The organism is Holdemania filiformis (assembly GCF_003459085.1).
In the GTDB taxonomy this organism is placed as follows: domain Bacteria; phylum Bacillota_I; class Bacilli_A; order Erysipelotrichales; family Erysipelotrichaceae; genus Holdemania; species Holdemania filiformis.
Genome location: NZ_QRUP01000020.1, coordinates 36,929 through 62,528, shown reverse-complemented (window position 1 = coordinate 62,528; position 25,600 = coordinate 36,929). Strand labels below are relative to the sequence as shown.

16 protein-coding genes are annotated in these 25,600 nt (G+C 36.9%); 14 read left to right on the top strand and 2 right to left on the bottom strand.

From position 1 onward, the window contains the following. The first annotated feature begins 26 nt into the window (after positions 1-26). Positions 27-2,339, top strand: coding sequence for a YfhO family protein (locus DWY25_RS13960; protein ID WP_117895751.1), 2,313 nt, complete (start codon positions 27-29; stop codon positions 2,337-2,339). Beyond that, positions 2,323-4,611: a YfhO family protein gene (locus tag DWY25_RS13955; protein ID WP_117895750.1), complete on the top strand. Its 2,289-nt coding sequence runs from the start codon at positions 2,323-2,325 to the stop codon at positions 4,609-4,611. Before DWY25_RS13960 ends, DWY25_RS13955 begins: the two co-directional genes overlap by 17 nt. 8 nt (positions 4,612-4,619) lie before the next feature. Here the strand turns inward: DWY25_RS13955 and DWY25_RS13950 are convergent, their stop codons facing one another. Then, positions 4,620-5,678, bottom strand: a complete 1,059-nt coding sequence (locus DWY25_RS13950) for an NAD-dependent epimerase/dehydratase family protein (RefSeq protein WP_117895749.1) — start codon at positions 5,676-5,678, stop codon at positions 4,620-4,622. 150 nt (positions 5,679-5,828) lie between these two features. Here DWY25_RS13950 and DWY25_RS13945 point away from each other — a divergent pair, with 150 nt between their 5' ends. After that, the gene (locus DWY25_RS13945) at positions 5,829-7,619 is read left to right on the top strand and encodes a hypothetical protein (protein WP_117895748.1); all 1,791 of its coding nucleotides are present in this window, start codon (positions 5,829-5,831) and stop codon (positions 7,617-7,619) included. Positions 7,620-7,623: 4 nt separating this feature from the next. Here the strand turns inward: DWY25_RS13945 and DWY25_RS13940 are convergent, their stop codons facing one another. Continuing rightward, positions 7,624-9,258: a glycosyltransferase family protein gene (locus DWY25_RS13940; protein WP_117895747.1), complete on the bottom strand. Its 1,635-nt coding sequence runs from the start codon at positions 9,256-9,258 to the stop codon at positions 7,624-7,626. A gap of 88 nt (positions 9,259-9,346) precedes the next feature. On the opposite strand from DWY25_RS13940, the gene DWY25_RS13935 reads away from it, so the two are divergent. The 11 genes from DWY25_RS13935 (at position 9,347) to DWY25_RS13885 (ending at position 25,425) form a co-directional block, all read left to right on the top strand. Then, on the top strand, positions 9,347-11,929 hold the full coding sequence (locus tag DWY25_RS13935; RefSeq protein WP_117895746.1) for a YfhO family protein: 2,583 nt from the start codon (positions 9,347-9,349) through the stop codon (positions 11,927-11,929). Between the two features lie 37 nt (positions 11,930-11,966). Further along, positions 11,967-13,244, top strand: a complete 1,278-nt coding sequence (locus DWY25_RS13930; RefSeq protein WP_147336694.1) for a hypothetical protein — start codon at positions 11,967-11,969, stop codon at positions 13,242-13,244. Between the two features lie 76 nt (positions 13,245-13,320). Beyond that, the gene (locus tag DWY25_RS13925) at positions 13,321-14,307 is read left to right on the top strand and encodes a glycosyltransferase family 2 protein (RefSeq protein WP_117895744.1); all 987 of its coding nucleotides are present in this window, start codon (positions 13,321-13,323) and stop codon (positions 14,305-14,307) included. Beyond that, positions 14,285-15,457 carry a glycosyltransferase gene (locus DWY25_RS13920; RefSeq protein WP_117895743.1) on the top strand — a complete coding sequence of 391 codons (1,173 nt, stop codon included), beginning with the start codon at positions 14,285-14,287 and terminating at the stop codon, positions 15,455-15,457. Before DWY25_RS13925 ends, DWY25_RS13920 begins: the two co-directional genes overlap by 23 nt. 13 nt (positions 15,458-15,470) lie before the next feature. Beyond that, positions 15,471-16,994 (top strand): DUF6056 family protein, encoded by a 1,524-nt coding sequence (locus tag DWY25_RS13915; protein WP_117895742.1) that lies wholly within the window; start codon positions 15,471-15,473, stop codon positions 16,992-16,994. 77 nt (positions 16,995-17,071) lie between these two features. Next, complete coding sequence (locus DWY25_RS13910) at positions 17,072-18,685, top strand: O-antigen ligase family protein (protein WP_117895741.1); 1,614 nt, start codon at positions 17,072-17,074, stop codon at positions 18,683-18,685. Further along, positions 18,682-20,262 (top strand): O-antigen ligase family protein, encoded by a 1,581-nt coding sequence (locus DWY25_RS13905; RefSeq protein WP_117895740.1) that lies wholly within the window; start codon positions 18,682-18,684, stop codon positions 20,260-20,262. The genes DWY25_RS13910 and DWY25_RS13905 overlap by 4 nt, the downstream gene beginning before the upstream one ends. A gap of 137 nt (positions 20,263-20,399) precedes the next feature. Continuing rightward, positions 20,400-21,362, top strand: coding sequence for a glycosyltransferase (locus DWY25_RS13900; protein WP_117895739.1), 963 nt, complete (start codon positions 20,400-20,402; stop codon positions 21,360-21,362). Between the two features lie 105 nt (positions 21,363-21,467). Then, complete coding sequence (locus tag DWY25_RS13895) at positions 21,468-22,397, top strand: glycosyltransferase family 2 protein (RefSeq protein ID WP_039864845.1); 930 nt, start codon at positions 21,468-21,470, stop codon at positions 22,395-22,397. Between the two features lie 17 nt (positions 22,398-22,414). After that, positions 22,415-23,101, top strand: coding sequence for a hypothetical protein (locus DWY25_RS13890; RefSeq protein WP_117895738.1), 687 nt, complete (start codon positions 22,415-22,417; stop codon positions 23,099-23,101). Between the two features lie 11 nt (positions 23,102-23,112). Next, entirely contained in the window at positions 23,113-25,425 is a 2,313-nt protein-coding gene (locus DWY25_RS13885) for an LCP family glycopolymer transferase (RefSeq protein ID WP_117895737.1), read from the top strand. Positions 25,426-25,600: the final 175 nt, after the last annotated feature.

Sequence of the window (25,600 nt, the reverse complement as noted above, 5' to 3'; positions counted from 1 at the left end):
ATCAATATTTGGAGGAGAGTAAAAATATGTTAATTAAAAGGAATAAATTAGTATTATTAAGTGCAATTATAATTTTAATAAGCTTAATTATATTCTCACCCTACTTAATTAATAATATGCCATTGACATACGGTACTGATATAAAACCACAATGGTTTGAGTTTTATACAGAATTTAAAAATCTGATAATACAGTTTTTTGAAACGAAACAATTACCTTTTTACTCATGGAATTTATTTTTAGGCAATAATTTCTTTGCTTCTAAAAGTTACTACTTGATGGGGGATATATTTAGTTACATAGGTTTGTTAATCCCTATGAATTTTTTTGACGTTGCTCAAATATTAGAAGTAATAAAATTTTTAGTTTCAGGATGGACAATGTATTATTTGCTAGGATGCTACAAACACAATACTAAAGTTAAATTTATTGGTTCTATTGCTTATACATTTAGCTCTTGGGCTATTTTTTATAGCGGACAATTATCATTTCTTTCTTTCTATTGCTGGATGCCATTATATTTTGCGTCCATAGAATTATATTTGCGAAAAGGGAAAAAGCTGATGTTTCCTTTTATCTGCATGATTTTGTTATTCACAAATTTTTATTTCTTTTATACTCTATCTTTCTTTACTCCAATTTATTATATCTATCGCTATAGCTTGTTAAAAGATAATTTTAAAAATTTTATAAAAGATACCCTAGTTTTAATTGGTTGTTATTTGCTAGGTGTTTTTATGACTGGTGTGTTAACATTGCCGACAATGGCATATATTCTTCAAAATGACCGTGTTGGTCAATTTTCTTTGAAACTGTTTTTTGAACAACCGAGTATTTATCTTCACGAATTATGCGCTCGGTTAGTACCGAATTATATCTATATTTATCGAACTAACGTTTTTGAAACTACTGCCCATACAACTAGAGAACTATGTTTATATAGCGGAACTTTGACCGCTGTTTTACTACCGCAAATTTTTTCAGATAAAGATAAAAATTTCAGAAAAGTGACTTTAATATTCTATGTAATTTTGAATTTGTTTTTGTTATTCCCATTTTTAAGTTCAATGGCTCATGGTTTTAGTGATCCAACTTTTCGATGGACAATGATATTAATCCTTGTTCAAATTTCGACTGTATGTCATTATTTGGAAAATATCAATCAATTAAATATTAAAAATTTAAAGATAACAATGGGTATTTCGATCTTTGTATTAATTGCAGTTATTCCGCTGACTGTGTTCCTTTCTAAAGGAAATACAATATCTGCTTATAGAAATCAAATATTGCTGTTTTTATCTGCTATTATTTTTCTAGTTATAAATACGTGGCTTTTATTAAATAAAAAATCTTATATATGGCTCTTAACGGTGTTGTGTATTGAATATTCCATTTCAGGATTTACTTTATATTATTCTCGGATGCGCAGTGAAGGAATAACTTATGAATTTATTGAATCTGTTACGCATGTATTACAAGAGAAAGATAATGACTTAAATGCTTTTTTGGAAAACATTGAGCCGATAAATTATTTACAATATTATAGAACTTATATTCCTTTAGAGTCAATCTATTGGAATTTTAGTCATAACATGAGTTTAATGGTTCAATTACAAGGAACAATGACTTATGATTCAACATATGCACCAAGTTTCAACAAAATGAAAGAAATTGCTCTAGAAGTTAAAGACTATGATTCTGAATGGATTTTTAATATTAAAAATCCGGATATACTTCAATTTTTGAGTGTAAAATATGCAATTGTCACCAATCCTTCAGAATTGCCTGAAGGACTGAGTTGGCGTTTATTAACTGATAATTATAGATCAGGATTATTAGTTTATAGAAATGATGATTACCGCTCCTTGGGAACTACTTATAATCAGATAAGTACTTATGAAGAAATTGAATCTGCAAAATTAATTACTCATTTATCAGATATCGTTGCATGTGAATCGAGTGATTTAATGGAAATTCAGAACATGATGAATTCTAATCATTCTGTTGAACTTGAAAACATAGCTTATCAAGGAAATTATCTTACGGGTACCTGCAACACAGATGAATCTAGTTTTCTTGTCTTATCATTGCCTTATGACGAAGGATGGAGAGTCTTTGTAAACGGTCAAAATGTAAAAACGTATTCTGTTAATGGTGGATTCGTTGGATTTGGAATTGAAGCGGGTAATAATCAAATTGAAATGTATTTTACACCTGTAGGCTTTAAACAAGGAGCAATAATATCTTTGATTGGAATTATGGGATATGTTGCATTAATTATTCATGAAAAATTAAAAACTAGAAATAGCAGGAGATATAAAAATGAGCAAAGTATTTAGAAAGCGGCCTTGGATTTTATTAATTATTCTCCTTTCTTGTTTAGCGGGGAGTATCATCCTTCCATATATTCTTACAGATACGCCATTTATGCTGGGGTGGGATATGCGGACCCAATATAGTTCTTTCTATGAAAATCTTAAAACAATGTTCTTAGAAATGAAAAATACAGGTTCACTTCCATTTTATTCTTGGTCTGCATTCCTGGGTAATAATTTCTGGGGGAGTAAACTTTTCTATTATCATGATATATTTGATTATTTATCATTATTGATTTTTCCTAATTTCGATTATAATCGAGTTATTATGCTACAGACTTTTGTGAAATTGGGAATTGCAGGGGTTTGTTTTTATCGCTATTGTCAATATCATCATTATTCCAGTTCTACAAGCATTATTGGCTCATTGCTATTTGCGTTTTCTTCGTATTCATTAGAAGCGTTAAAAGATCCATTTTTCCTGTCATTTTATATTTTTATCCCACTATATTTTCTGGCAATAGATCGGTATTTAATTGAGAAAAAGAAAATAGGATATATCTTAATTACTGCATTTTTAGCGATAACAAATTACTATCACTTTTATTCACTTAGTGTTTTCAGTGTTATTTATTTTATGTATAGATATTCATGTTTGCATAATACATTAAAAGGCTTTTTTAAAGAAGCAATCCCTTTAATTGGTACTTATATTATCGCTGTTTTACTTGCGGGATTCGCATTAATTCCTGAGTTTTTTAATATTCTTACGAATCAAAGAATTGGAAATTCTTCTGCTTTCTTATTCTATGATAGTATAAAGACATATTTTTACATTTTATCTGGTTTGTTTTTTCCATCAAGTATAATCATCAATCGTACCAATGAATTTTCGTCAATCTATACTTATGTTTCTGATAATAACACTGTATTATATGTATGCCTTTGGGCAGGATCATTTTGTTCTCTATTGATTCCGCAAATATTTTCAAAAAAAGGAAAGAACAAAAATACTATAATCTTTTTATTGGTTAATTTATTAATTATGATAATACCGTTTGGTTCTTCAATTATGCATGGCTTTAGTGAACCGGCTTTTCGTTGGTTTCAATTTCCTTTGTTTGTTAATCTTACTTTGATTCTGCCTTATTTAGATGAAAATCAACTTATTAATAGAAAATGTTTGTTCTTGTCTGTTTTATTTATATCTTTGATCCTTCTTTTAGGAACACCTTTATTAGGAATTTTTTGTAATATTCCTTTTCAAAAATATAGCCGCGAATATAGTTTAATATTAATTGCTTTACCTTTTTTATGGATAGGTTATTTTGTCTTGTTAAAAGGCAAAAAATGGATATTTATTATTTTCACTTTCGTTGAGGTGTTATTTGTGTCTTATATGTCAGTGTATTCTAACAGTTATTATCGGCAATTTACAAAAGAAACAATTCAAGGCGTTACTCATGTACTACAGAATCGTAACGATTTGAATCAATATCTTTTAACATTAGATGAGAAAAATAGCGAACAATTCTATCGTATTTATATTGATCCTAGTTCTGTTTATTGGGATTATTCTACGAATTTAAATTTAAATTTTAATGTTATGGGATTGATGACATATGATTCCACCGTATCTTCTTCAATTGTAGATATGAATCGGATTGTTGACATAGAGTCATATTTACCATGGTCTTATGAGATCAAAGATCCCTATCTGATAGATTTTTTATGCACAAAGTATGCGGTGGTTACAGATATTTCACAACTTCCTCATAAGAATTTTAAACAGGTAGGGGAATTTAACTATCTTTTAATATTTGAAAATTTGAATTATCAAAATTTTGTCCGAACTTATCATAATATAATAACGCTGAATCATGAGAATATTCAAAGCGAAGAGATATTAAATACTGTAATATGTCATGAAGAAGATCTTGATCAGTTGGAAAAATTAATTAATTTATCGGGAAATGTAGAATGTACCTATATCAATCGTCAATCAAACCAGATCTATGCAGGAATTAATTCTTCCGATTCAGAGTTTATATCAATACCTATTCCTTATGATGAAGGCTGGAATATTGAAATTAACGGAGAAAAAATTCAATATTATTCAGTGAATGGAGGCATGATTGGGTTTTCTATTCCGAAGGGGTATAGTGAAATTCATATGATTTTTATCCCACAAGGTTTTAAGATGGGAATGGTGGCAAGTTTAACCGGTGTTCTTTTACTGATTATTTTAGTTATAGCCGAAAAAATTCAAAAGAAAGTAAAAAAGCAGAACTTGTAATCTGCTTTTTATCTTCTGTGGGCTAATTCATCTTCAATCATATTTATTGTGCGTCGGAAACCATCCTGAATGGAAATAGTAGGTTTCCAGCCTAAAGCTCTCAGCTTTTGAGTAGATACATTTATGTAGGTAGTTACCTTATTTTCAATATAAGAGGAATTTGTCTCACGGTTTTCCTTATAAAAGCTAATATTTCTATCTGGAAAAGCCTTGATTATTTCTTGCGCTAGTTCTTTGATAGAAACGAAACATTCATCATTTGCCATATTGTAGGCTTCTCCGGGAAGTCCGTGAGACAATAAAGTAAGACAAGCAGAAACCAGGTCTAGTACATAACAAAAAGCTCGTTTTGCTTCTCCGGTTGATTTCATAACAATCTGGTTATTTTCAATTACAGATTTAACAAATTCACTAAATACGCGTTGATCGTGATGATAATCTAATGTTGGACCGTAAGTATGAAAGATTCTTAGGCAAGTAACAGGGACCTGATATTGTTCATAATATGATTTGCAAAGAGTTTCACCCATCCGTTTGCTTTCGCTATAACAACTGCGGATATCTAACGGATCAATTGTACCCAATGTATTTTCTGTAATAAGCTGTGAATTAGAAATTTTACCATAAACTTCGGCGCTTGAAAAATATAAAAAATGTTCAATTTTTTTCTTGCAAGCTAACTCAAGAAGGTAATAAGTGCCCAAGATATTGGGCAGTGCAACATCAACTGGATTAGTTTTGTAATATTGAGGATCTGCCAATGATGCAGCGTGAATGATATAATTGATTTTTTCTTCTGTTCTTAAAGGTGTGTTTAGCTCGGAAACTAAATATTGAATATTTTTATTTAATTTATCACCAAACAATAATTCAACTTTTTTTAAATTTCGAACAATAAGCAGTATCCTTAAATTTAGATTTTTCACGGCATTTAAATAAATAAAGTATTCTGTTAAATATCGCCCAAGCATTCCTGTTGCCCCGGTTATAAGAAGTGTTTTATCTCTTAAGAACTCATAATCTAAATTCTGTGAAACTAATTCTTGAAAATCAGTAGTTAAGTCCATGATATCCTCCCATAAAAACAAGCTATAATATATTATATAGTATAACTACTTTTGTTTCGACTAAACTTTAATTTTCTAAAGCTTATTTTAGAAACTTGCATAACATTAGGTTAAAGGATAAAATAAGAAAAGATTTATTGAGGTGAAATTATGAAATATCTTGTGGGCAGTGTATATCCAATTCTCTTAATACTGATCGCTGTTGTTTTATGGCATAATGATAAAATCAGGGAAACAGTAAAAACTAATAAAAAATCTATTTTGCTGTTTCTTTTATTTAATTTCGTAATGATTAATGTTATGTTATTTCTTCATTTGCGACAAGAACAGTTTATTGCCTATTGGGATTTTGGCGGCTTTTGGCGTAAATCAGTTGAATTTAATCAGATGATGGATCGAAGTGTAAAAGAAGCCATGGATAACCTTTGGTTTTCGTTGAACTATTCAGAATACTCATATTTACCCGAATGGTTCTTATATCTGCCTACGCAGTTATTAGGAAGCTCTTATCCGCGGTTTATTTTAGCTATGTTTAATAGTTTTGTGCTTCCTGCTAATTTAATATTGTATATTTTTAGCTTGATGGTTTTAGGAGATAAACAATCAATGTTGAAAAAAGCTTTCCTGGGATTTTTTATCGCTACCTTTGCGGGTAATTTATATTCCATGGTTTTCGGATATATCGGCAGTGCAGGTTTACCTATTATTGCTAGTATCTTGCTATTAGTTTATGCAGGCGGCTTAGATACATTTGACTGGAAAAATAATGTCTTTATCGGGATATCTATGATAATTCTATTGTTAGTTAGACGATGGTTTGCTTATTGGATTGTAGGTTTCTATATTGCTTATACTTTAGCATATTTAATAAAGGAAGGGTCTGCGCACTCTCTTACAAAGTCAAAAATAAAAGTACAATTTATGAATATGCTTGTTTGCGGCATCATTCCATTAACCATACTATTAACTTTATTCTTCCCTTTATTTAAAACAATCACAACTTATAACTATGCTGAAGCATATTCTGTAGCAAAGGTTGGTGGAGCTGCTTATGTTATTGGCTGGTTCATTCAATTTTACGGTTGGCTTTTAATCATTTTGCTAATTATCGGGTTCTTTTATGGGATTAAATCGAAAGAACATCGTCTAATTACTTGTTTATGTGTTATCCAAACATTAGTTGCTGTCATTTTATTTAATCGTGTACAAAGCTTTGGATCTCATCATTATTACATTATTAATGGCCCTGTGATGATTCTGATGATTTTCGGTTTAAAGAAGGTTCTTGATTGTTTATCTGATAAGAAGAGTGCTGCACTTCTTACGGCTTCTGCCTGCTTAATTTGTATAAATTTTTCAAAAACAGTGGTTTTTGGTAAAAATCCTAAAGTTGATGTATTCTTAGATAAATTAAATGTGTTGATATCAGCGCCTTTTCCTGATTTGAGAATCCGTAATGATCTTGATCAAATCCGAAATATGGCAGAATTTTTAGATAAGACGCCTAATGAATATGAATACGTATATGTTTTATCTAATTCTGTATTGTTTAACGATGATATGTTAAGAAATGCCTTTTTTCCAGAGAAGAATGAAGGGGTTGCAAATTTATTGGTTGCTGATGCTTATGATTACCGTGATGGAATACCCGCTGATTTTTTTCAGTATTACTATATCGTTGTTGCGGATCCTATTCAACTTCAGTTTGGAGAAGAAAATCAGAAATGTGTCAGTATATTGGCAGAATTTATGCTGAATTCTGAAGAGTCTGGTCCGTATTATCGTATAATCAGAGAATATGATTTAGACAATGATGTGCATATCAATATTTATCAAAGGATAGAACAAGTTCCAAACGAAGTTCGAAAAGAAATTAGTGATCGTTATCGTAGCTTTTATCCTAATAATCCTAGACTCTATGAATTTAATCTTTTACATTAAATATCTAAGAACGTTGCTTATATTTTTTATTCAGTAAAAACGCTCCAAAAATGATTGATGTCATGATGGATAATAAAGAACTTAATTTTTGAATTCTTGTTCCTTTGTAAGAAATTTTTATTTCTTCATCAGCATAATTATCATCAAGAACAAAAGTTACAAATGCATTTTCACAATCAGGATATGGATATAATGTTGTATTATTAATTTCTATAATATATCCCTTGTAATAGGTTAAAGGGATAATATAAGTTGTTGGTTTAGCTGTTGATAGAGAATTAAATATTATTTCATTGTATTTTTCCGTAAATGGGATTTCAACCATAGCTGAAGGATTGGTATTTATTTTACGTTTACTAAATCGATAATCATATTCTTTATTAGGCAAGTATTCACCATGTGCTAATTCGCTTGAACAGAAATTGACATCGTCACCGAATGTTGTTACTAGTTTATCAATATTAAGCTGGGGATCGCTAATATTAGATAATAGAGGTAATGAAGATTGAGCATTAAAGTAGTAAATTATGAAAATTAGTTCCATAATCAGCAATATCATTTTTCGAGAATATTTTAATTGCTCGAAAATAAATACAAAAGAAGGAATCATTAAGATGCATGATAATAGAATTAATCTCCACGGAAATTGTATGAAGCCTAAAGCGGGTATATTCCATAATGCTGTAAACATTGTTAGTAATATTGAAAAAATTCCAATTATATAACAGTGCTTAAGAAAAGGATATTTCTTTAATTTTCTAAATTGCATAAATGGAATGAGAATTGTTATTATGCCAGGCGTATAGATATAGGTTCCATTAAGCAAGCCGAGAATATCCTGAAGTTTAAGAACTTCACTGCTGGGAGGAATATTGTTGGCGATAGTAAGGGTATTGATTTGTTCTAACATAGGAAATAAGAAGAAGGCAGTCAAACCAATTGAGAAAGATATTGCTTTATATATTGAAAATCTGATTTGTTGATTAGTTACCGTCTTTTTTACATTTAATGAAAAGAATGAAAGAAATAAGCAACAGCCTAGAAAAAAAGAAATATTATGGGAAAGAAGTAACCCGGTATAGCCTATGGTTAAAACCTGCCATTTTTTATGAGTATCATAGAAAATATCAAAAATTCCATAAAGAATTAATGGTAGAAATATGAAGGCAAAAATTTCTCCCAGTGCACCTCGGGTATAACAATCAGTGATTCTGTAACCAGAGAAAATATAGAAGATGATTCCTACTGAAATGCTGAAGGTATTTTTTGTAAAGGCTGTCAAGAAATATGCTGTAGTTAAACATGTTAAAAAAGTGCATAATAAAATCATTATTTTATAAGATTCAATTACAGAAAATCCTAAGCAATTCAAAAAAGATGCAGGATATAAGAATAAAATGGAATAAAATATAGGTGAAGCATAACCGTATCCGAAGTTTTGATTATGAAAAATATAAGGATAGAAATCGCCATTTTGTAGGGAGTAGGATAGAGAATTAATTCGATTCAAATGAAAAACTAGATCATCACCCTTAGGAATTGATGAAGAACTAATAAACATAATACAAAATAAGAAAGAAATAACTATTGAGAACAAAACGATTTTGAACACTTTTAAATCATGTAAGTTTTTGTGCATATTTTTCTCCTATGTATTTTGAAAGTATTTGATTTATCAACAATTCTGTTTATAATTACTCTGAGTTTATAATTGATGGAGGATTCTAATGTCGAAAAAATTTAAAAAAATAGGGTTACCTATGATAGTTATTATAATCGTTTTTCTAATTTTTCTGAATTGTTTTTTTTATAATCAAGGAATTTATATATTTCCAGGCGATTCAGTTGAACAAATGTATCAATTCTATCTAGGCGGATGGGAACGAATTAGATCCGGATCACTATCACAATTTGAATGGTCACTAGGAGTAGGCGGAAATGTCATGTCCTATGTATACTATTTTTTAACTAGTCCCTTTTTTTATATAACATTATTATTTCCTCGGGAATTTATCAAATATTTGTTTTTGGATCTGAATATGCTCAAAATTATTTTGCTTTTTTTCACTACGTATTATTGGACTGGAAAACTAACAAAAAACATAAGATCTCGATTAATTGCCAGTTTTATTATAACTTTTTCTGGCTGGGTATTTTTTTACTTTGCATATAATATGTTTTTGGATGCGTTTCTTCTTTATCCTTTAATATTAGGATTCACTGAGGTGTATTTAAAAGAAAATAAAATATTGCCTTTAGTTTTAGGGATCGGAGCATTAGGAATAGTCAATTATTATTTTTTATATATGTTTGTTCCATTTTTATGTTTATATGCTTTAATTCGTTATATTGAAATTAGTAGAAATAATTTGTCTTGGATAAATCTTGTAAAAGCAGCGGTGAAATTTATTGGGAATGTTTTATTAGGAATAGGGATAAGTGCAATAGTTTTAATTCCATGTGCATATTTAATAATGAATAGTAGTCGATTTACTGAGAATACGGTTAAGCTTTTTGATACAATTGGTTTAAACGAATTAATTTATTTTGTTAGTACTATATTTAGTCCGGTTTTCGATCGATTCAATGCGAGCTATTATATTCCAGAATATACTCACGATTTTATTGGTTGGGGCGGCGGCTGTAGTCTTTTTGCTCTTATTATTACTCCACTGCTTTTGCCATTACTTTTATGCTTAAAAGATAAAGTAAAAAGGAATAGTTATTTAAGCTGTTATTTACTGTTAAGTGCAATTTTAATTTTTCAATACTTGTGGTATTTGCTGCAAAGATCAATTGATACAAGATGGACTTATATGTTTTTAATTTTAAACGCTATGACGCTAATTGAAATTAATGATGAATTAGAACAAGATTTAATAAAAAAAAGATGCTTATGGTTTTCGGGGGGATTGACAATAATCTGCATTTTAGGATTTCTATTAAATATGTATTTAAATCATTATTGGCCAAGGAAACAGTTAATCGAAGTAGGAATAGTGTCTTTATTAGAAATTGTTTTTGTAATTATTTATGTTATATATTATCAGTTAAAAAAAAGACACTCATGGATTTTAATATTTGTTCTTGCTCTAGAAGCAATTGCTTCTGGCAGAATATTTGTAGCTTATAATTACGGAATCAATTATAAATATTTTGAGCAGCCAGAACACTCTACCGAAGCAATAGATTATATCAAATCGATGGATGATGGGTATTATAGAATTCTATATGCATCGGAATCTTATCAAATTCCGGGAGCCCCAGGAGCGTTTGTAATAACTACGCCCAATGAACCTTTTGCTAAGAACTATCCAGGCTTTTCTTTCTATAATACAGTTTACAATGTAGAAACCGATGAATTTTATGATCGGTCAAGGTCGAATTGGTTTGTTTCAGAAGCTATGGGGAGAAACAAAGTATATAATTTAATGTCAGCGAAATATTGGGTAACATACGATTTTGAAACTCAGATTCCTGAGCATTATGAATTTTATTATAGAGATAAGCAATCTGGATATACCGTATATAGAAATCCGTATTTTATTGAATTGGGCAAAACTTATAAAGAAACAATCAATAAAGATTATTTCAAGACCTTGCCTGTATTTTTACAAGATCAAGTTATGCAGGATTATCTTGTTACCGAGTTTAGCGAAAATAATGTTTACGAGTTAAATTCTAATTTAGAATATGTGGGTCAATTGGCTGATGAAAAACATAGAGAGTTTAAGTTAGATGTTCCTCTCAGTAATGGAACACTATATATAATTAATTATGGAGTTTCAGAGATTACCCTGTCATTATATTCCGATAATAATTTAATTTGTTCACAACCATACAGTCAATATAATTATGTTGATATAAATTTATCGAATAATATGGAAATTGATAAAATTGTTGTTGAAGGTGAAAATAATTCAGGTGTTGCCGCTTTTATGGATGTTTACTTTGAGCCGAATGATGGAAGCTACGACCAATGGTATCAACAGACACAACAGGAAAAATTTGAAAATGTATTATTTGATAGGGATTATATATCGGCAGATATCAATTTGACGGATGAACGATATATATTTACATCTATTCCTTATGACAAAGGTTGGAAAGTTTATGTGAACGGCGAGAAGGTGCCGTATGAGAAAGTGAATTTAGGATTTATCGGTCTACGCTTAGGAAGCGGTAATTATCATCTGGAATTTCGCTATGAAATCCCATATTTAAAAGTAGGTGCAATAATTTCGCTGGGTTCTTTAATAATTCTAATATTGCTTTCGCTGAGGAATTCAAAAAAGTTTAGAAAATCTTAATTTGACTCGAATACTCAGAAACTCTATAATGGCAGGCATGAACACGTTAAAAATGATAAGAAATCTGATTTTGATTTTATTGATAGCGATAGTGAGCGGTCTGGCTCTGAACACTATCGCTTTTTCACTTCCTGTTCAGCCTGTAAAAGAAAATCTTACAGAGAACCTGGAAGTTTTTGAAAAGGAAATGGAGTCGGAATATTTCAGGGTTATCGAAAACGATGATGCCACCATGCTGGATTTATATACAGATGCTCTGATGATGAATACGATGATTTATGAGAGTGATCAAAGTAACTTTGTTAATGCTGTGGCAGCGCATCATTATTTCAACGAGGAACAAACGATGCAACAAAGCTTTCTGGATCTTATTGAAGAAAAGATAGAAGGGAAAGAGGTCTACGCCTATGCTCGTTATTGGCATGGATACCTGCTGCCGTTAAAGCTGGCATTGTCTTCAATGACCTATCTCGACTTTCGCATCTTAAACCTGTTTTTACAAATCCTTTTGTTAGGCCTGGCTGTAAAAACAATGGCGGAACAGGGCGGCAGGAAGCTAGTGGTACCCTTATTAGTTGCTTTTGTCTTTTTAATGCCTGTCGCTACGGCCTATTGCTTACAGTATTCGTTCATTGTGTATATCACATTGATTGCGACGATTCTATTATTTCATTTCCGAGAGAACCTGGATCGAAGAAAAAATGCGATTTATTTCTTTTTCATTATCGGAGTGGTGACCAATTACTTTGACCTGTTGACTTATCCTCTGATTACGTTTGGAATTCCGGCGGTTCTTTTGTTATTCAGCGGTAAAAAGAAAACGACTATTTTAGAATCTTTGATTACTTTTGCGGCGATAGCCTGCGCCTGGATCGGTGGTTATGCCCTGATGTGGGTGGGGAAGTGGACTGTAGCTACGCTGGTTCTTCATGAGAATATTTATCTGGATGCGATCCAACAGATTATTCTGCGTACTAACGATGAAGTGAAAAATTTGGAACTAACCTATTCCATGGTATTAGAAAAAAATCTGAAATTGCTGCAGCGTTTACCCTATGCTCTTTTATTCTATATCCCATTAATGATGAAAATTCCTTCAGTCGTTGCTTTACTGATTCACGATCAACGGTTATTCTTTCAGAAAATACTGATAATGTCCTGTTTCGTATGTGTCCCCTTAGTTTGGATTCTTGTTTTGCGGAATCATTCATTTATGCATTATTTTTATACGTATCGTATTTTAATTATTGCTTCATTCGCAATTCAGTGCGCTGCTTTTTCAACCCCGTCATTATTGCGAAATGCTGAAGAGTAAGTTTATAGCGTGTTTTCTTCTCTGAAAAATTCACAACCCGAATTAAATTCTGGTATACTATAAAAGGTGATGAAAATTGAAACATCTTGTCAGTGTCATTGTTCCAGTCTATAACGTACAAGCCTATCTGGACCGATGTGTTCAGTCAATTGTAGATCAGACGTATTCAAATTTGGAAATTCTTTTAATTGATGACGGCTCAACGGATGAGTCATATCGATTAATGCAGAACTGGGCTGAAAAAGACAAACGAATTCGTTTGCTTCAAAAAACGAATGGCGGGTTAAGCGACGCCCGGAATATTGGAATCCAAAGAGCGCGGGGAGAATACTTAGCGTTTATCGACAGCGATGATTTTATTCGCCCGGCGATGATCGAAAAAATGTTGGCGGCGATGGTCGAGCAGCAAGCTCAAATAGGTGTTTGTGATATGGAGTATCTCTATGATGACGGCCGGGTTGAATTTGCCAGCGGCGGAGAGTTTGCTGTTGGGGATGTGAAAACCCATCCGGAATTGATTCGTATGAATAACAGCGCTTGTAATAAGCTTTTTGCCCGTTCTCTGTTTCAGGACATTGAATTCCCGGTTGGAAAATGGTATGAGGATTTGGCAACGATTCCGATGATCTGCTTTAATGCGGAACGGATTGTGAAAGTGAACGAAGCGTTTTATGTTTATTATCAGCGGACAGGTTCGATCGCGCACAGCGCAAATCCTAAAATATTTGATATCTATAAAGCGATTCAGCATGTCATTGAATATATAGAGGTTCATTGCGATGATACATCTTTGAAAAACCAGTTTATTCTGGAAATGAAGCATTGCTATATCATTCATGGATTAGATTTAACGACGCTGCGGATCAAGGACTTTGATGAATCGGAAGACAGGGAAAAGTATTTGGCGGAAAACATGAAGCAATTAAAACAGTGTTATCCGGATTGGGAGCAGGATGCATTCGTAAAATCAGCGGGATTGAAGAAAAAACTGATCATTGCGCTGTTGAAGAGGAAACAATGGAAGGCGGTGCTCGGCATTTATGACCGGTCAAAATCAGCGTGACAAACGCAGAATTTTATTTGTTAACGATGAAATGGAAATGGGCGGCGTTGCCCGCGTTTTAAATACATTGATGAAAAATCTTGATCAGCAGGTATATCAAATCGATTTGTTGGTCTTACATAAAACAGGCACACTGCTTCAGGATATCCCGGAGGGTGTGCGCGTGATTGAAGGAACATCGTTTTTTAATGCCGTGGACAGCCCGCTCAAAGAATTGCTGAAAAAGGGAGACCTTCCGCATCTTTTCAGTAAGCTGCGCTTGCTGCTGTACATGAAAACAGGATTGATCCGCAGTAAAATCCTCAAGGAGCGAAAAAAGATGCTGTCCGGCGTCTATGATGTGGAAATGGCGGCGAAAGAGGGATTCTGTACAATCTTTACCGCTTATGGCAATAGTAAGCGGAAAGTCAATTGGGTATTGACCGATTACAGTGTCTGCAATTACTCCGCGAATCATATGCGATTGGTGAAGTCTGCTTTGCAGAAGATTGATCTGAATATTGCGGATTCAGCGGAAGCCACGGAGGCCTATAAAAAGGTCTTCGGTATTCAGAATGTCATAACGATTCATAATCTGATGAATACTGAAAAAGTAGAAAAAGGAAAGACAAAAACAGAAGATCAAGCAGAGATTGATCCTTCAAAACTGAATGTGATTTCAGTAATCCGATTTCATCCGCAAAAGGCGGCGGACCGATTGCTGCTGGCGCATAAATATGTGCTGGATCAGGGGATTGAACATGAACTTTATTTAATCGGCGGCGGAGAGCAGGAAGCGATGTTGTTGAAAATGCAGAAAGATCTGAATCTGACGCACGTTCATTTCCTGGGCTTTAAAACAAATCCGTATGCCGATATCCGGGCTTGCGACTTGTTTGTTCTGTCTTCTTTGTATGAAGGTTTCGCGACGGTGATTAATGAATCGTTTATTGCCGGAACACCGGTCTTGTCGACGGAGGTTGCGGGCGTTCATGAACAGATCACTGCGCCGCATTTTGGATGGATTGTTGAGAATAGCCAGAAAGGCTTGAACGAAGGCTTGCTGAACGCGTTGCAATCGAAGGATCAGCTGCAGGAGATGAAACGGCAGCTGCAGGGATATCATTATCCGAATGATGAAATCATCCGAAAGTTTACAGAAGTTTTATAACGGAGGCGGATGTATGGAAAAATTAAAAAAAGGAAAGTCCGGGTGCTGGCTGTTAGGCGCTTTGTTCATCTTTGTCCTGTTTTACTACATGACCGTCAGGACGCCGCTGGCGGGAGATGATTGGGGTTACGCGGTTAATGGGATGAGCGGGAATCCGTTCGTCAAAGCGTGGGAATTCTATTTCTCCTGGTCGGGGCGTTATTTCGCGGAGCTTTGGGGCTTCATCGTAGCGCCGAGAAAAGGTCTGTGGAATTTCCTGAATCCTGCCTTATTCGCGGGAATCTATGTTTTGCTATATCAAATTGTGAATCCAAAGCGTAATCCGTTATCCGTAGCGGTCTTGATTGCCGCGATGATGTTAACGGTGGCGGACCGGCTGCGGATGGAAACCTACACTTGGATTATGGGAACAACCTACGTCGTGCCGTTATTTTTGATTCTGCTGGTCATCTGGATGATGAAAAATATCTTGTTTTCGGAACGAAAAATAAAAAAAGGACATTATGCCGCGCTGATCCTTCTTAATTTTTATATCGGTTTGGCTATGGAAAATTGTTCAGCGGCCAGTATTTTGCTGAATTTCCTGATGCTGCTTTACGCATATTTCAAGCGAAAAGACGCGTTGAAGCTAACGGGCGCGGGACTCGTGGTCAGCGTGCTTGGCTTTGCCTTGATCCGGATGTCGCCGGGCGCGGCGTTCCGGCTGGCACGGGATAACCAGGCGTGGATTGCGCTGGGCTTGTTCGGTCAGATCCAGCAGAACTGGGGTAATTTCCTGAATTACACGTTCATTGCGAATAAATATATGATGCTGATTCTGAGCCTGATCACATTCCTGGCCTTAATTCATCATTGGGTAGACCGGATCTGGATGAATAAAAAAGATAAGCTGGCAGCGTTCGTTCAAGGATTCATCCTGACAATCGCGATTGTGGCCTGCTTTGCCCCGACGTTCGTCGAGAAAATGAACCTTGAGGTTTTCAGTTTCTTTTATGATTTGGAAACGCCTCAGGGCTTGATCTTCTGCTCGATCTTTTATATTCTTTATATCGTCAACTTGTTTTGGATCTTATTTACTTTATATCAGGATGAAGAACGATTAGAAAAATTGATGATGGTAATGATGGCGGGAACGTGTAATTTAGCAATGCTGCTTTCGCCGATTTATGGTCCGCGGAGTTCATTGTATACGGTGTACTTTATCATCTTATTAACGGCTTCGGTGGCTTCGAAAATTAAAATCAGTTCCGCTGAGGCGGCGGTGATTCTGATTTGCTGTACAGGGATGTGTCTGCAGCGCAGCTTATCTTGGAAGCGAATCTATACTCAGGTTGCGCAAGTTCAGTCGGAACGGGAATCCATTCTGCAGTATTATCGCGAGCATCCGGAGGATGATGAAGCCTGGATCCCGCGGATGCCGGAAGAAAGCATTCATTCCGCGGACATTGAGGAAGGCGATACTTATCATCAGAATAGTTTCAAAGAATATTATGGTTTGCCGGAAACGACAAAATTAGTTTTTTATAAGAAACAATAACCTCAATCGTAAAAAAATTAGACAACTGGAACGAAAACCGGTACAATGTCACAGAACTGCACAAAGGAGGCTGACTGATGCGAAAAATCAAAGAGTTTCTGCGTCCCTGGTTTACGCAGGGGACAGCGATTGGAATTTTACTTTTAATTCTGGCGTTTCAGCCGATGATGGATCTGGACTATTTGATTTATCCTTATTTGAATCAGTTTGGCTTGCCGCGTCCTTCGACGATCGTCCGGTATTTGCTGATTCCCGCTTTGATCGTCGGATGTTTTTACAACAAGGGAAAAAATCGTCGGAAAACGCCGATCCTAGGCGGATTGTATATCGCGGTCTTCGCGGTTTATTTTCTGATTCATGTCCAGGTGACGAGAAATACCGCGGAACTGCTGCGACTGACTTCCAATTTCCAGTTCTCCTTGTTCGGCGAGCTGGTCTATTGTTTAACGTTGATCATTCCCTTTGGACTGATCGCCGCCTTTACGACGCTGCAGGTCAATGAAAAATTATTAAAGCAGATCACGGCGATTTTATCTGCGACGATCTCATTTCCCATTTTGATCAGCGACTTGTTTGTCTTTGGACAGTCGACCTATCTGGGCAATACTGCGGCCAGTTTCTTCAGCTGGTTTACCGGGATATATGAAACGGTGGAACCACGGCGGTTAGCGTGTAAATTTTTCTTTGACGAAGGAAATACAATTGGGATTCTCTTGTTCATGCTGCTGCCGTTATTGTATTATTTCTTTTCCCGGAGCAAGGAACTCAAGGGAAAAATTTCCTGGGCAATGCTGATCATCGTCCAGAGCTTGTCCATGTTGATTTTGTCAACGCGGGTAGCGTCGCTGGGCGCGTTTTTGATCCCGATCGCCTTTGCCGGACTTTATCTCTTTGACGGCCTGCTGCTTCGGCATCAGAAAATAAAGGGGATAGTGCTGATTTTCTGCGCTGCTGTATCGTTAGTCAGCTTGATGATTCTGCCCTATACGCCGGCCATTCAAAATCAAAAGCGTGATGCTCAAAGCGACGACGCGGTGCGCGGCGACGATGATTTGCTGCAAAAAGGAATTTTAGCCTATGAAGGCCGTTTAAACCTGACGCCAGGCTCGAAAGCCTATGAAGAATTCTGTTTAAAGGCCTTTGAGAAGTCCGGAATTGAGGATAATCTGATATCCAGCATTCCCAAGATGTATTACATGGATTGGTATAGCTACAAGGCCGATCCAGTCTTCTGGAGTGATTTATTGTTCACTGTGCCGCTGGAAGAACGCTTAACGGGCCGACAGTTCCAAACCTATTTCATGAATGTGAAATGGGGAATGGCGGATTCCAAGATGAAATTATTTGGTATGGGATATACACCATTTATGAATGGCTCCATTTTGCTCGAGCAGGACTTTATCCAACAAAAATATACGCTCGGCTACCTGGGCGATCTCCTGCTGGCAGGACCTTGGCTGATTCTGACGGCTGCCGGCGCTGTGTTTGTTCTGCTGCGATGGAAGAAGTGCATGAACCTGGAGATCATGGTTCTGGCTACATCCCTGTGCTGCGGCTTGGGAGCAGCGTATCTCAGCGGTCATACGTTAGATCAGTTTGTCACGACAATGTTTATGGCGCTGATCGCGGCGATTCTGTTGGATCGGGTTTTTGGTCTTCATGATGATTCAGAAAGGGAGGGTAAACAATGACGAAAATAAAATCGGTTTTTCATTCGCATAAGGCGATGAAAGGCTTTGTTCTCCTTTTGTTTATCATCCAGCCTTTGATTGATCTGGATTACTTAATCTATCCGTTTCTTGATCAGTTTGGAATTCCCCGGCCGTCGACGATTATCCGCTTTTTAATCATTCCTCTGGCTGTTTTATGGACATTTTTTCTGGCTGATAAAAATAAAAAGAAAACGTTGTTGTTTGGCGGTTTGTACGGCTTAGCGCTGGCAGTTTATTTTCTGCTGCATATCCGGCAGGGGGCTCAGATCTACAAAAGCTTATATCTGACGCCGAATTTCTTCTTCCAGTTATCAAAGGAAATCACCTATTTCCTGACGCTGGTCATTCCGTATGGAATGATTTATGCAGTCGTTCATCTTCAATTAACGGAAAAAATCGTAAAGGGGGTCACCGTCGCTTTATCGTGCCTGACTGCGCTGCCGATCTTTATCGGCGATTTGTTTGTGTTTGGCGAATCGACGTATGCCGGAATGACTGCGGCTCCGTTTCTGAGCTGGTTTTTAGGAATCTATGCGGATCCGACGAAGATTCATCCTCGTCAGCTGGCTTCCAAGTTTTTCTTTGAAGAAGGAAATACGGTCGGTATTTTAATGTTTATGCTGCTGCCGTTATTGTATCTGTTTTTCCAGCGCAGCACCTCGAAGAAGGAGCGGATTGCATTAGGCGCATTGATCGGAATTCATAGTTTGTCGATGATCATCCTTTCGACGCGGGTCGCCACGTTTGGCACGGTGCTGATCCCGGTCGGATTCCTTGTTCTGTATCTTTTTACGACTTTAATCATGAAGGAAAACCGGCTGGAAAAAACAGTCTTGTTCTTCTGCGCTGCTGCCGCAGCGATCAGCGGCTGTATCCTGCCATTTTCACCAGCGGTTGTCAATCAGAATATCGACTCAGCGAACACCGCGATCTTATTGCAGGATGATTATCTGCGCAGAGAGTTGGGAACTTCGCTGGAGAATACGACGGAATTAAAAACAAGCGATTATTATCGTTTTATGTTTGAAGCTTATGGAATCCGCGCAAATCTGATGGCCAGCGTGCCGACTCAGTATTATATGGAGTGGTACTATTACACAGCGGATCCGAAGTTCTGGGTTGACGTCCTGGAACTGCCGCTGGAACAGCGGGTGAACGGCCGGCAGATCGAAAAGATTTTCATGAGCTACAAATGGGGGGAACTTTCTAACTCCGAAAAGTTTTTAGGCATGGGGTATTCAACCTTCAATAACGGCTCGATTTTGTTGGAACGAGATTTTGCCCAGCAGATTTATACGATGGGCTATGCCGGCGCTGCGCTGACGGTTTTGCCATGGCTGCTGGTGACCTGCTTCGGTGCCATTATCGTCTTGCTTCGTTGGAAAAAGATGCTCCGGCTGGATGTTTTAGTCTACGCAATGGCGCTGGGCTGCGGGCTAGTGTCTTCTTATATCAGCGGACATACGATCGATCAGTTTCTGACGTCTTCGTTTATGGCTTTGCTGGTAGGCGTTTTATTGGATCTTGTAATGCGCCCGAAAGAACAGAAAAATTGATCGCCATGGGAAACCATGGCTTTTATTTCAATGAAAATTTTAACAGGTCTATTGTTGTAAACCAACGGTGATGGTATAATAGGTTAAACAAACAGAATGAAAATTAAAGGATTGATCAGAAAGGCAGGCGGTGGAAAATGAAACCCATCCTCAGTGTGATTGTACCGGTATATAACGTTGAAAAATATCTGCCCCGGTGTCTTGATTCCTTAGTGAATCAGACGCTCAAAAATATGGAAATTATCGTGATCAACGATGGAACAAAAGATAACAGTCAACAGATTATTGATGACTATGCCGCGCGGTATCCGCAAATTCGTCCATTTAAGAAACCCAACGGCGGGATTGCGGAGACTCGCAATTTTGGTTTAGCGCAGGTGCAGGGAGAGTATTTTGGCTTTCTCGACAGTGATGACTTTACAGAACTGGATATGTTTGAGAAGATGGTCGCGGCGGCAGAGAAAGAAAATGCGGATGTCGTCGTTTCCAATTTTAATTGGGTCTATGGCGAACAGAAGCGGCTGGAAAAGGAAGGTCCGTACGCTCCGGGAAAAGAAATGATGATCCACTTGTTTGCCACGCTTTGGAATAAAATTTACCGCACTGATTTTGTCCGGGAAACCGGCTTGCAGTTTCCGACGGGCTATCGCTATGAGGATGCGTGTTTTCTTTATTGCTTAGCGCCGCATGTAAAAAAATTAGCCTTTGTGGACGAAGCTTTTGTCAGTTATATCCAATTGGGAAATTCAATTACGCATACGAACAATCATGAAGTGAAGGATATGATTCATGTTTTTGAAATCATTACGGATTATTTTAAGGTCCAGGGATGGGATCAGGAATATCATGATGAACTGGAATATCTGCATATTAAGTTCTTTTTAGGGAACTCTTTCTTAAGAAGCACGAAGATTGCGGATCGGCAGGATCGGAAAACGACGATTCAAATGGGGTGGGAACGGTTGAATCAAAGCTTCCCGCAGTGGAAGAAGAACCCGTATCTGACGTCGCTGGGCGGGATGAAAAATCGTTATTTCAAAACCGTAAGCAATTGGAATATTATGCTTTATTCCGAACTATTTCACAGATTTAAAAAATAAGATCACTGAATTTAAAATATTAAGGAATCATGACAATTTAGGAAAGTATTTGTACTTCTTGAATTTCTCCTTTATAATTAAATGGTGAATTTGCGGAGGTTAGATATGGATAAGCTTTCAATCGTAGTTCCTTGTTATAACGAACAGGAAACGGTGAACATCTTTTACCGCGAAACAACAAAAGTAGTGGATGCCATGAACATGGATTATGAAATTATTTTTGTCAACGACGGTTCCCGCGATAATACCTTAGAAGAATTGGTGAAGCTCCATGATGCGCATCCGGGTATTGTCAAGGTCATTGACTTCAGCCGGAATTTTGGCAAAGAGGGCGGCCTGTTAGCGGGATTGGAAAATGCGACGGGTAATTACGTCACGGTCATGGATGCTGATTTACAGGATCCGCCGGAATATTTGCCAAAGATGTTTGAAGCCATGAATCAGCAGCATGTGGACATTGTAGGTACCCGCCGGGTTACGCGAAAAGGGGAACCGAAAATTCGTTCCTTCTTTGCACGGCAGTTTTATAAACTGATCAATAAGTTTACTGAAGTCGAAATTGTTGACGGTGCGCGGGATTTCCGGTTGATGACCCGCGAGGTTGTCGACAGCGTTCTTTCACTTCAGGAATATCACCGGTTCTCCAAAGGCATCTTTGCCTGGGTTGGTTATAAAACGGTTTATTTGGAGTATGAGAATGTGGAGCGTGTTGCTGGGGAAACGAGCTGGTCGTTCTGGAAGTTATTCGCTTACGCGATTGAAGGCATTGTTGCCTTTACTGTTGCTCCGCTGCGAATGGCGACGATTTCCGGAATCTTCGTTTCTATCATCGCTTTCCTTTATATGATCTTTGTTTTTGGGAAGGCCTTGATCGTAGGCGATCCGGTTGCGGGTTATCCATCGATGGTCGTCATCATTCTGTTTTTGGGAGGAATTCAGCTGTTAAGCTTAGGCATTATCGGCGAATACCTGTCGAAAACATACATGGAGACCAAAAAACGTCCGAAATATATCGTCCGTAAAAAATACGAGTAATAAAAGGAGGAATGTTAGTGAGTAAGCAGGATAAAGCAAAAGCAAAACGCGCAAAGAAAAATAAACAGATTATTTATATGATGTTGGCGGCTTCCTTAGTCGTCGTTGCGGTTATGGGCTTCAATATCGTTCGGATTTCGTTAAAGAAATCCGCGGGTAGCGGCGAGGTCGTTGAAAAGACGAATACTTCGTCGATGAAGAATGACCAATACGTCATCGGAAATAATCCAACACAGTTTCAGCAGGATGAGTTCAAGAAATTGACAGAGGCCTTAAAAGGGGACGATCAGCTGGCGATCAGTGAAGCGGTTGTTCGCAATTTTATTGCTGATTATTTTACCTGGACAAACAAAGATGGTAATTATGAAGTCGGGGGTCTGCAATATATATATGGGCCAATGTTTACCAGCTTTCAGGAACAATCACGCTGGGAATTTTATAAGGATCTGGATTTATACATCAGTCAGTATGGGCGTGAAAACTTGTTAGAAGTTTCTGATATAACAATTACTTCTTCTGCTGTTGCTGGAAATTTTGAGCTGTATTCCGGTGAAGAATTCGCTTCATTTTACATCGAAACAACTTGGAATTATAAACCAAGCCCAAAAATAGATGTTGATAGTTTTCAGAAGACTGGTTATTTTACCGTTATTAACAATAACGGACGTTATGAAATTGCACAGTTCTTTGACCATTATGATTAAGGAGGTTAGCTATGACGAAACAGAATAAAATGAGTAAACGTAAACTTTCCAACATGAACTTTGTTCTGGCTGCCATCGCGATTCTGACTGATATTTTGATGGTCTTAGGCATCCTTAACATTACGCGCTACAGCAACTTCAGCAAGTCGATCTTCGTCCTCATTAACGTTGTGATTCTGGTAATTCTGCTGGTATTGAACGGCTTAATTGCTTACAACGCCTATGCGATGAAAAAGAGTGTTCTCTATGTGACGATCGGCGTCTTGGTGATTGCATTTTTATCCGGCGGTGCGTTAACCTATGTTACGACCCGGGTAAACAAAAATATTGATAAGATTATTAACACCGGGACGACCAGTGAGAAAGTTGAAGTTTCCTTTGTTGTTTACAGCGAAAACGGAAATTTCGCAATTAACGATATTAACGATCTTGAAGGCAAGACCTTCGGTATCTTATCGAATACGGAAGAACAAGTCGGCTATATTCTTCCTAAGAAAGAATTAGAAGCGAAAAAGATCAATGTCACTTATCATGAATATGACGATTACAACAGTATGTTGATGGGTCTGTTCGGCGGAGAAATTGACGCGGCGGCGCTGCCAAGCAACTATGTCGCGATGTTTGAGGTCAATGATGGTTACAGCGAATATTTAGAGAATACGAAATCAATTTTGACGTTTGATAAGAATATTACGGTAACTACAGAATCAGGTTCTGATAAAGATATTACGACCGAACCTTTTACGGTTCTGATTATCGGTACCGATGAACAACGATCGGATGCCTTAATGCTGGCTTCTTTCAATCCGATCAGCATGCAGGTAACTTTGACTTCGATTGCTCGTGACAGCTATGTGCCGATTGCCTGTTATGCAGGAAAATCAGAAGATAAGATCACGCATGCTCGTGTCCGCAGCCGTCAGTGCACAATTGATACAGTTGAAGATTTAATGGATGTGGATATTGATTTCTATTTTGAAAGCAACTTTACCGGCATCGTTAAAATGGTTGACGCTTTGGGCGGGATCATCATTACGAACCCTTATGAATTTGTAGGTCAGAAATCCGATGCCCGCGGTAAGATGACGGTCTGGGTTCCAGCAGGAACCAACCGGTTAAACGGTGAACAGGCGCTGGCCTATGCGCGTGAACGTCATTTGTATGCCAATGGTGATTTCCAGCGTCAGGCCAATCAGCAGCAGGTTATTGAAGCAATTTTAACGGAAGCTCTGAAATTGACAGACGTTAACAAAGCGTTAAATGTTCTGGATGCTGCCGGAGAAAATGTTTCAACGAACTTCAGCGTTGATCAATTGATCAGTTTGTTTAATTATTCAATTAAGAAAATGAACCGCAGCTATGTTAAAAATGCTAATGTCATTAACATGGTGGGATCCCGCGTAACTGGTTATGGATCTTCAAAATGGAATGAAAGCATGCAGCTGAATCTGTATATTTATCGTGTATATCAGGGATCAATTACGGATAACCGCAATGCGATTTTGAGAAATATCAACTTGGATTCTAAAATCGACGCGCCGAAAGCCATTTCATTTAGTGCCAACTGGGTCTTCACTGCACCGACGTTATCGAATGAAACTTATTCAGAACCGATTATTCACGATGAAGCACCGGATACTGTGATTAACTTTAGTGGAAAGCTATTGTCAGACGTTCAAGCTTGGGCTTCTACCCGAGGAATTACAGTCAATGTCACTAAGATCCATCAAGGTGAAGAGGGCTATGTAGATTCTTATCCGGAAAACACGGTAGTCGCTCAAAGCGTTCGTGCAGGTATTAAAACGGAAAATGTGACGGAAATTACGGTCAGCGTTATTACGCATGAAGGGGCAACGAAGAATTGTCCTGCGAACTCCTACTATGATTCGGGTAAAAATGCTTGTGTCTGTGAGAGTGGATATTATGCTAAAAATGATTCTGATTTGAATACCGGAGGCGCAGGATGTATTGCGAATCCGACAACGACACCAACGATAACTCCAACAACAACGCCTACGACAGTGCCTACAACTAAACCTACAGCTGAACCTACTGTGGTACCAACGGTCGAACCGACAATTGTACCAACGATTGAACCAACTGCTGAGCCAACTACTCAGCCTACTATAGAACCAACAGTTGAGCCAACGATTGAACCAACGGATGAGCCGACAACGGAGCCGAGTGAAGAACCGACAGATAATCCAGAGCCACCTGCTGGAAACGGCGATGGTAATCCTGATGCTGAGCAAGAAAACGGAACCTCTACAGGTTTTATCTTCCCGAACCGATTCTTCAATCTATTCTCAAAACTTTTTAGGTAATTAAATCAAAAGAAGGCTGATGTATTCGGTCTTCTTTTCTTTATGCGTCACCGAAAGTGAATCGCTGAACTACTTTGGCTCTTTCAAAAATAGTGTTGGTGAGAGAACCACTACTTTCAGAATTCACTGAATGAATGGCATTCAATGCTTAACTATGATAAAATAATGAGGAATT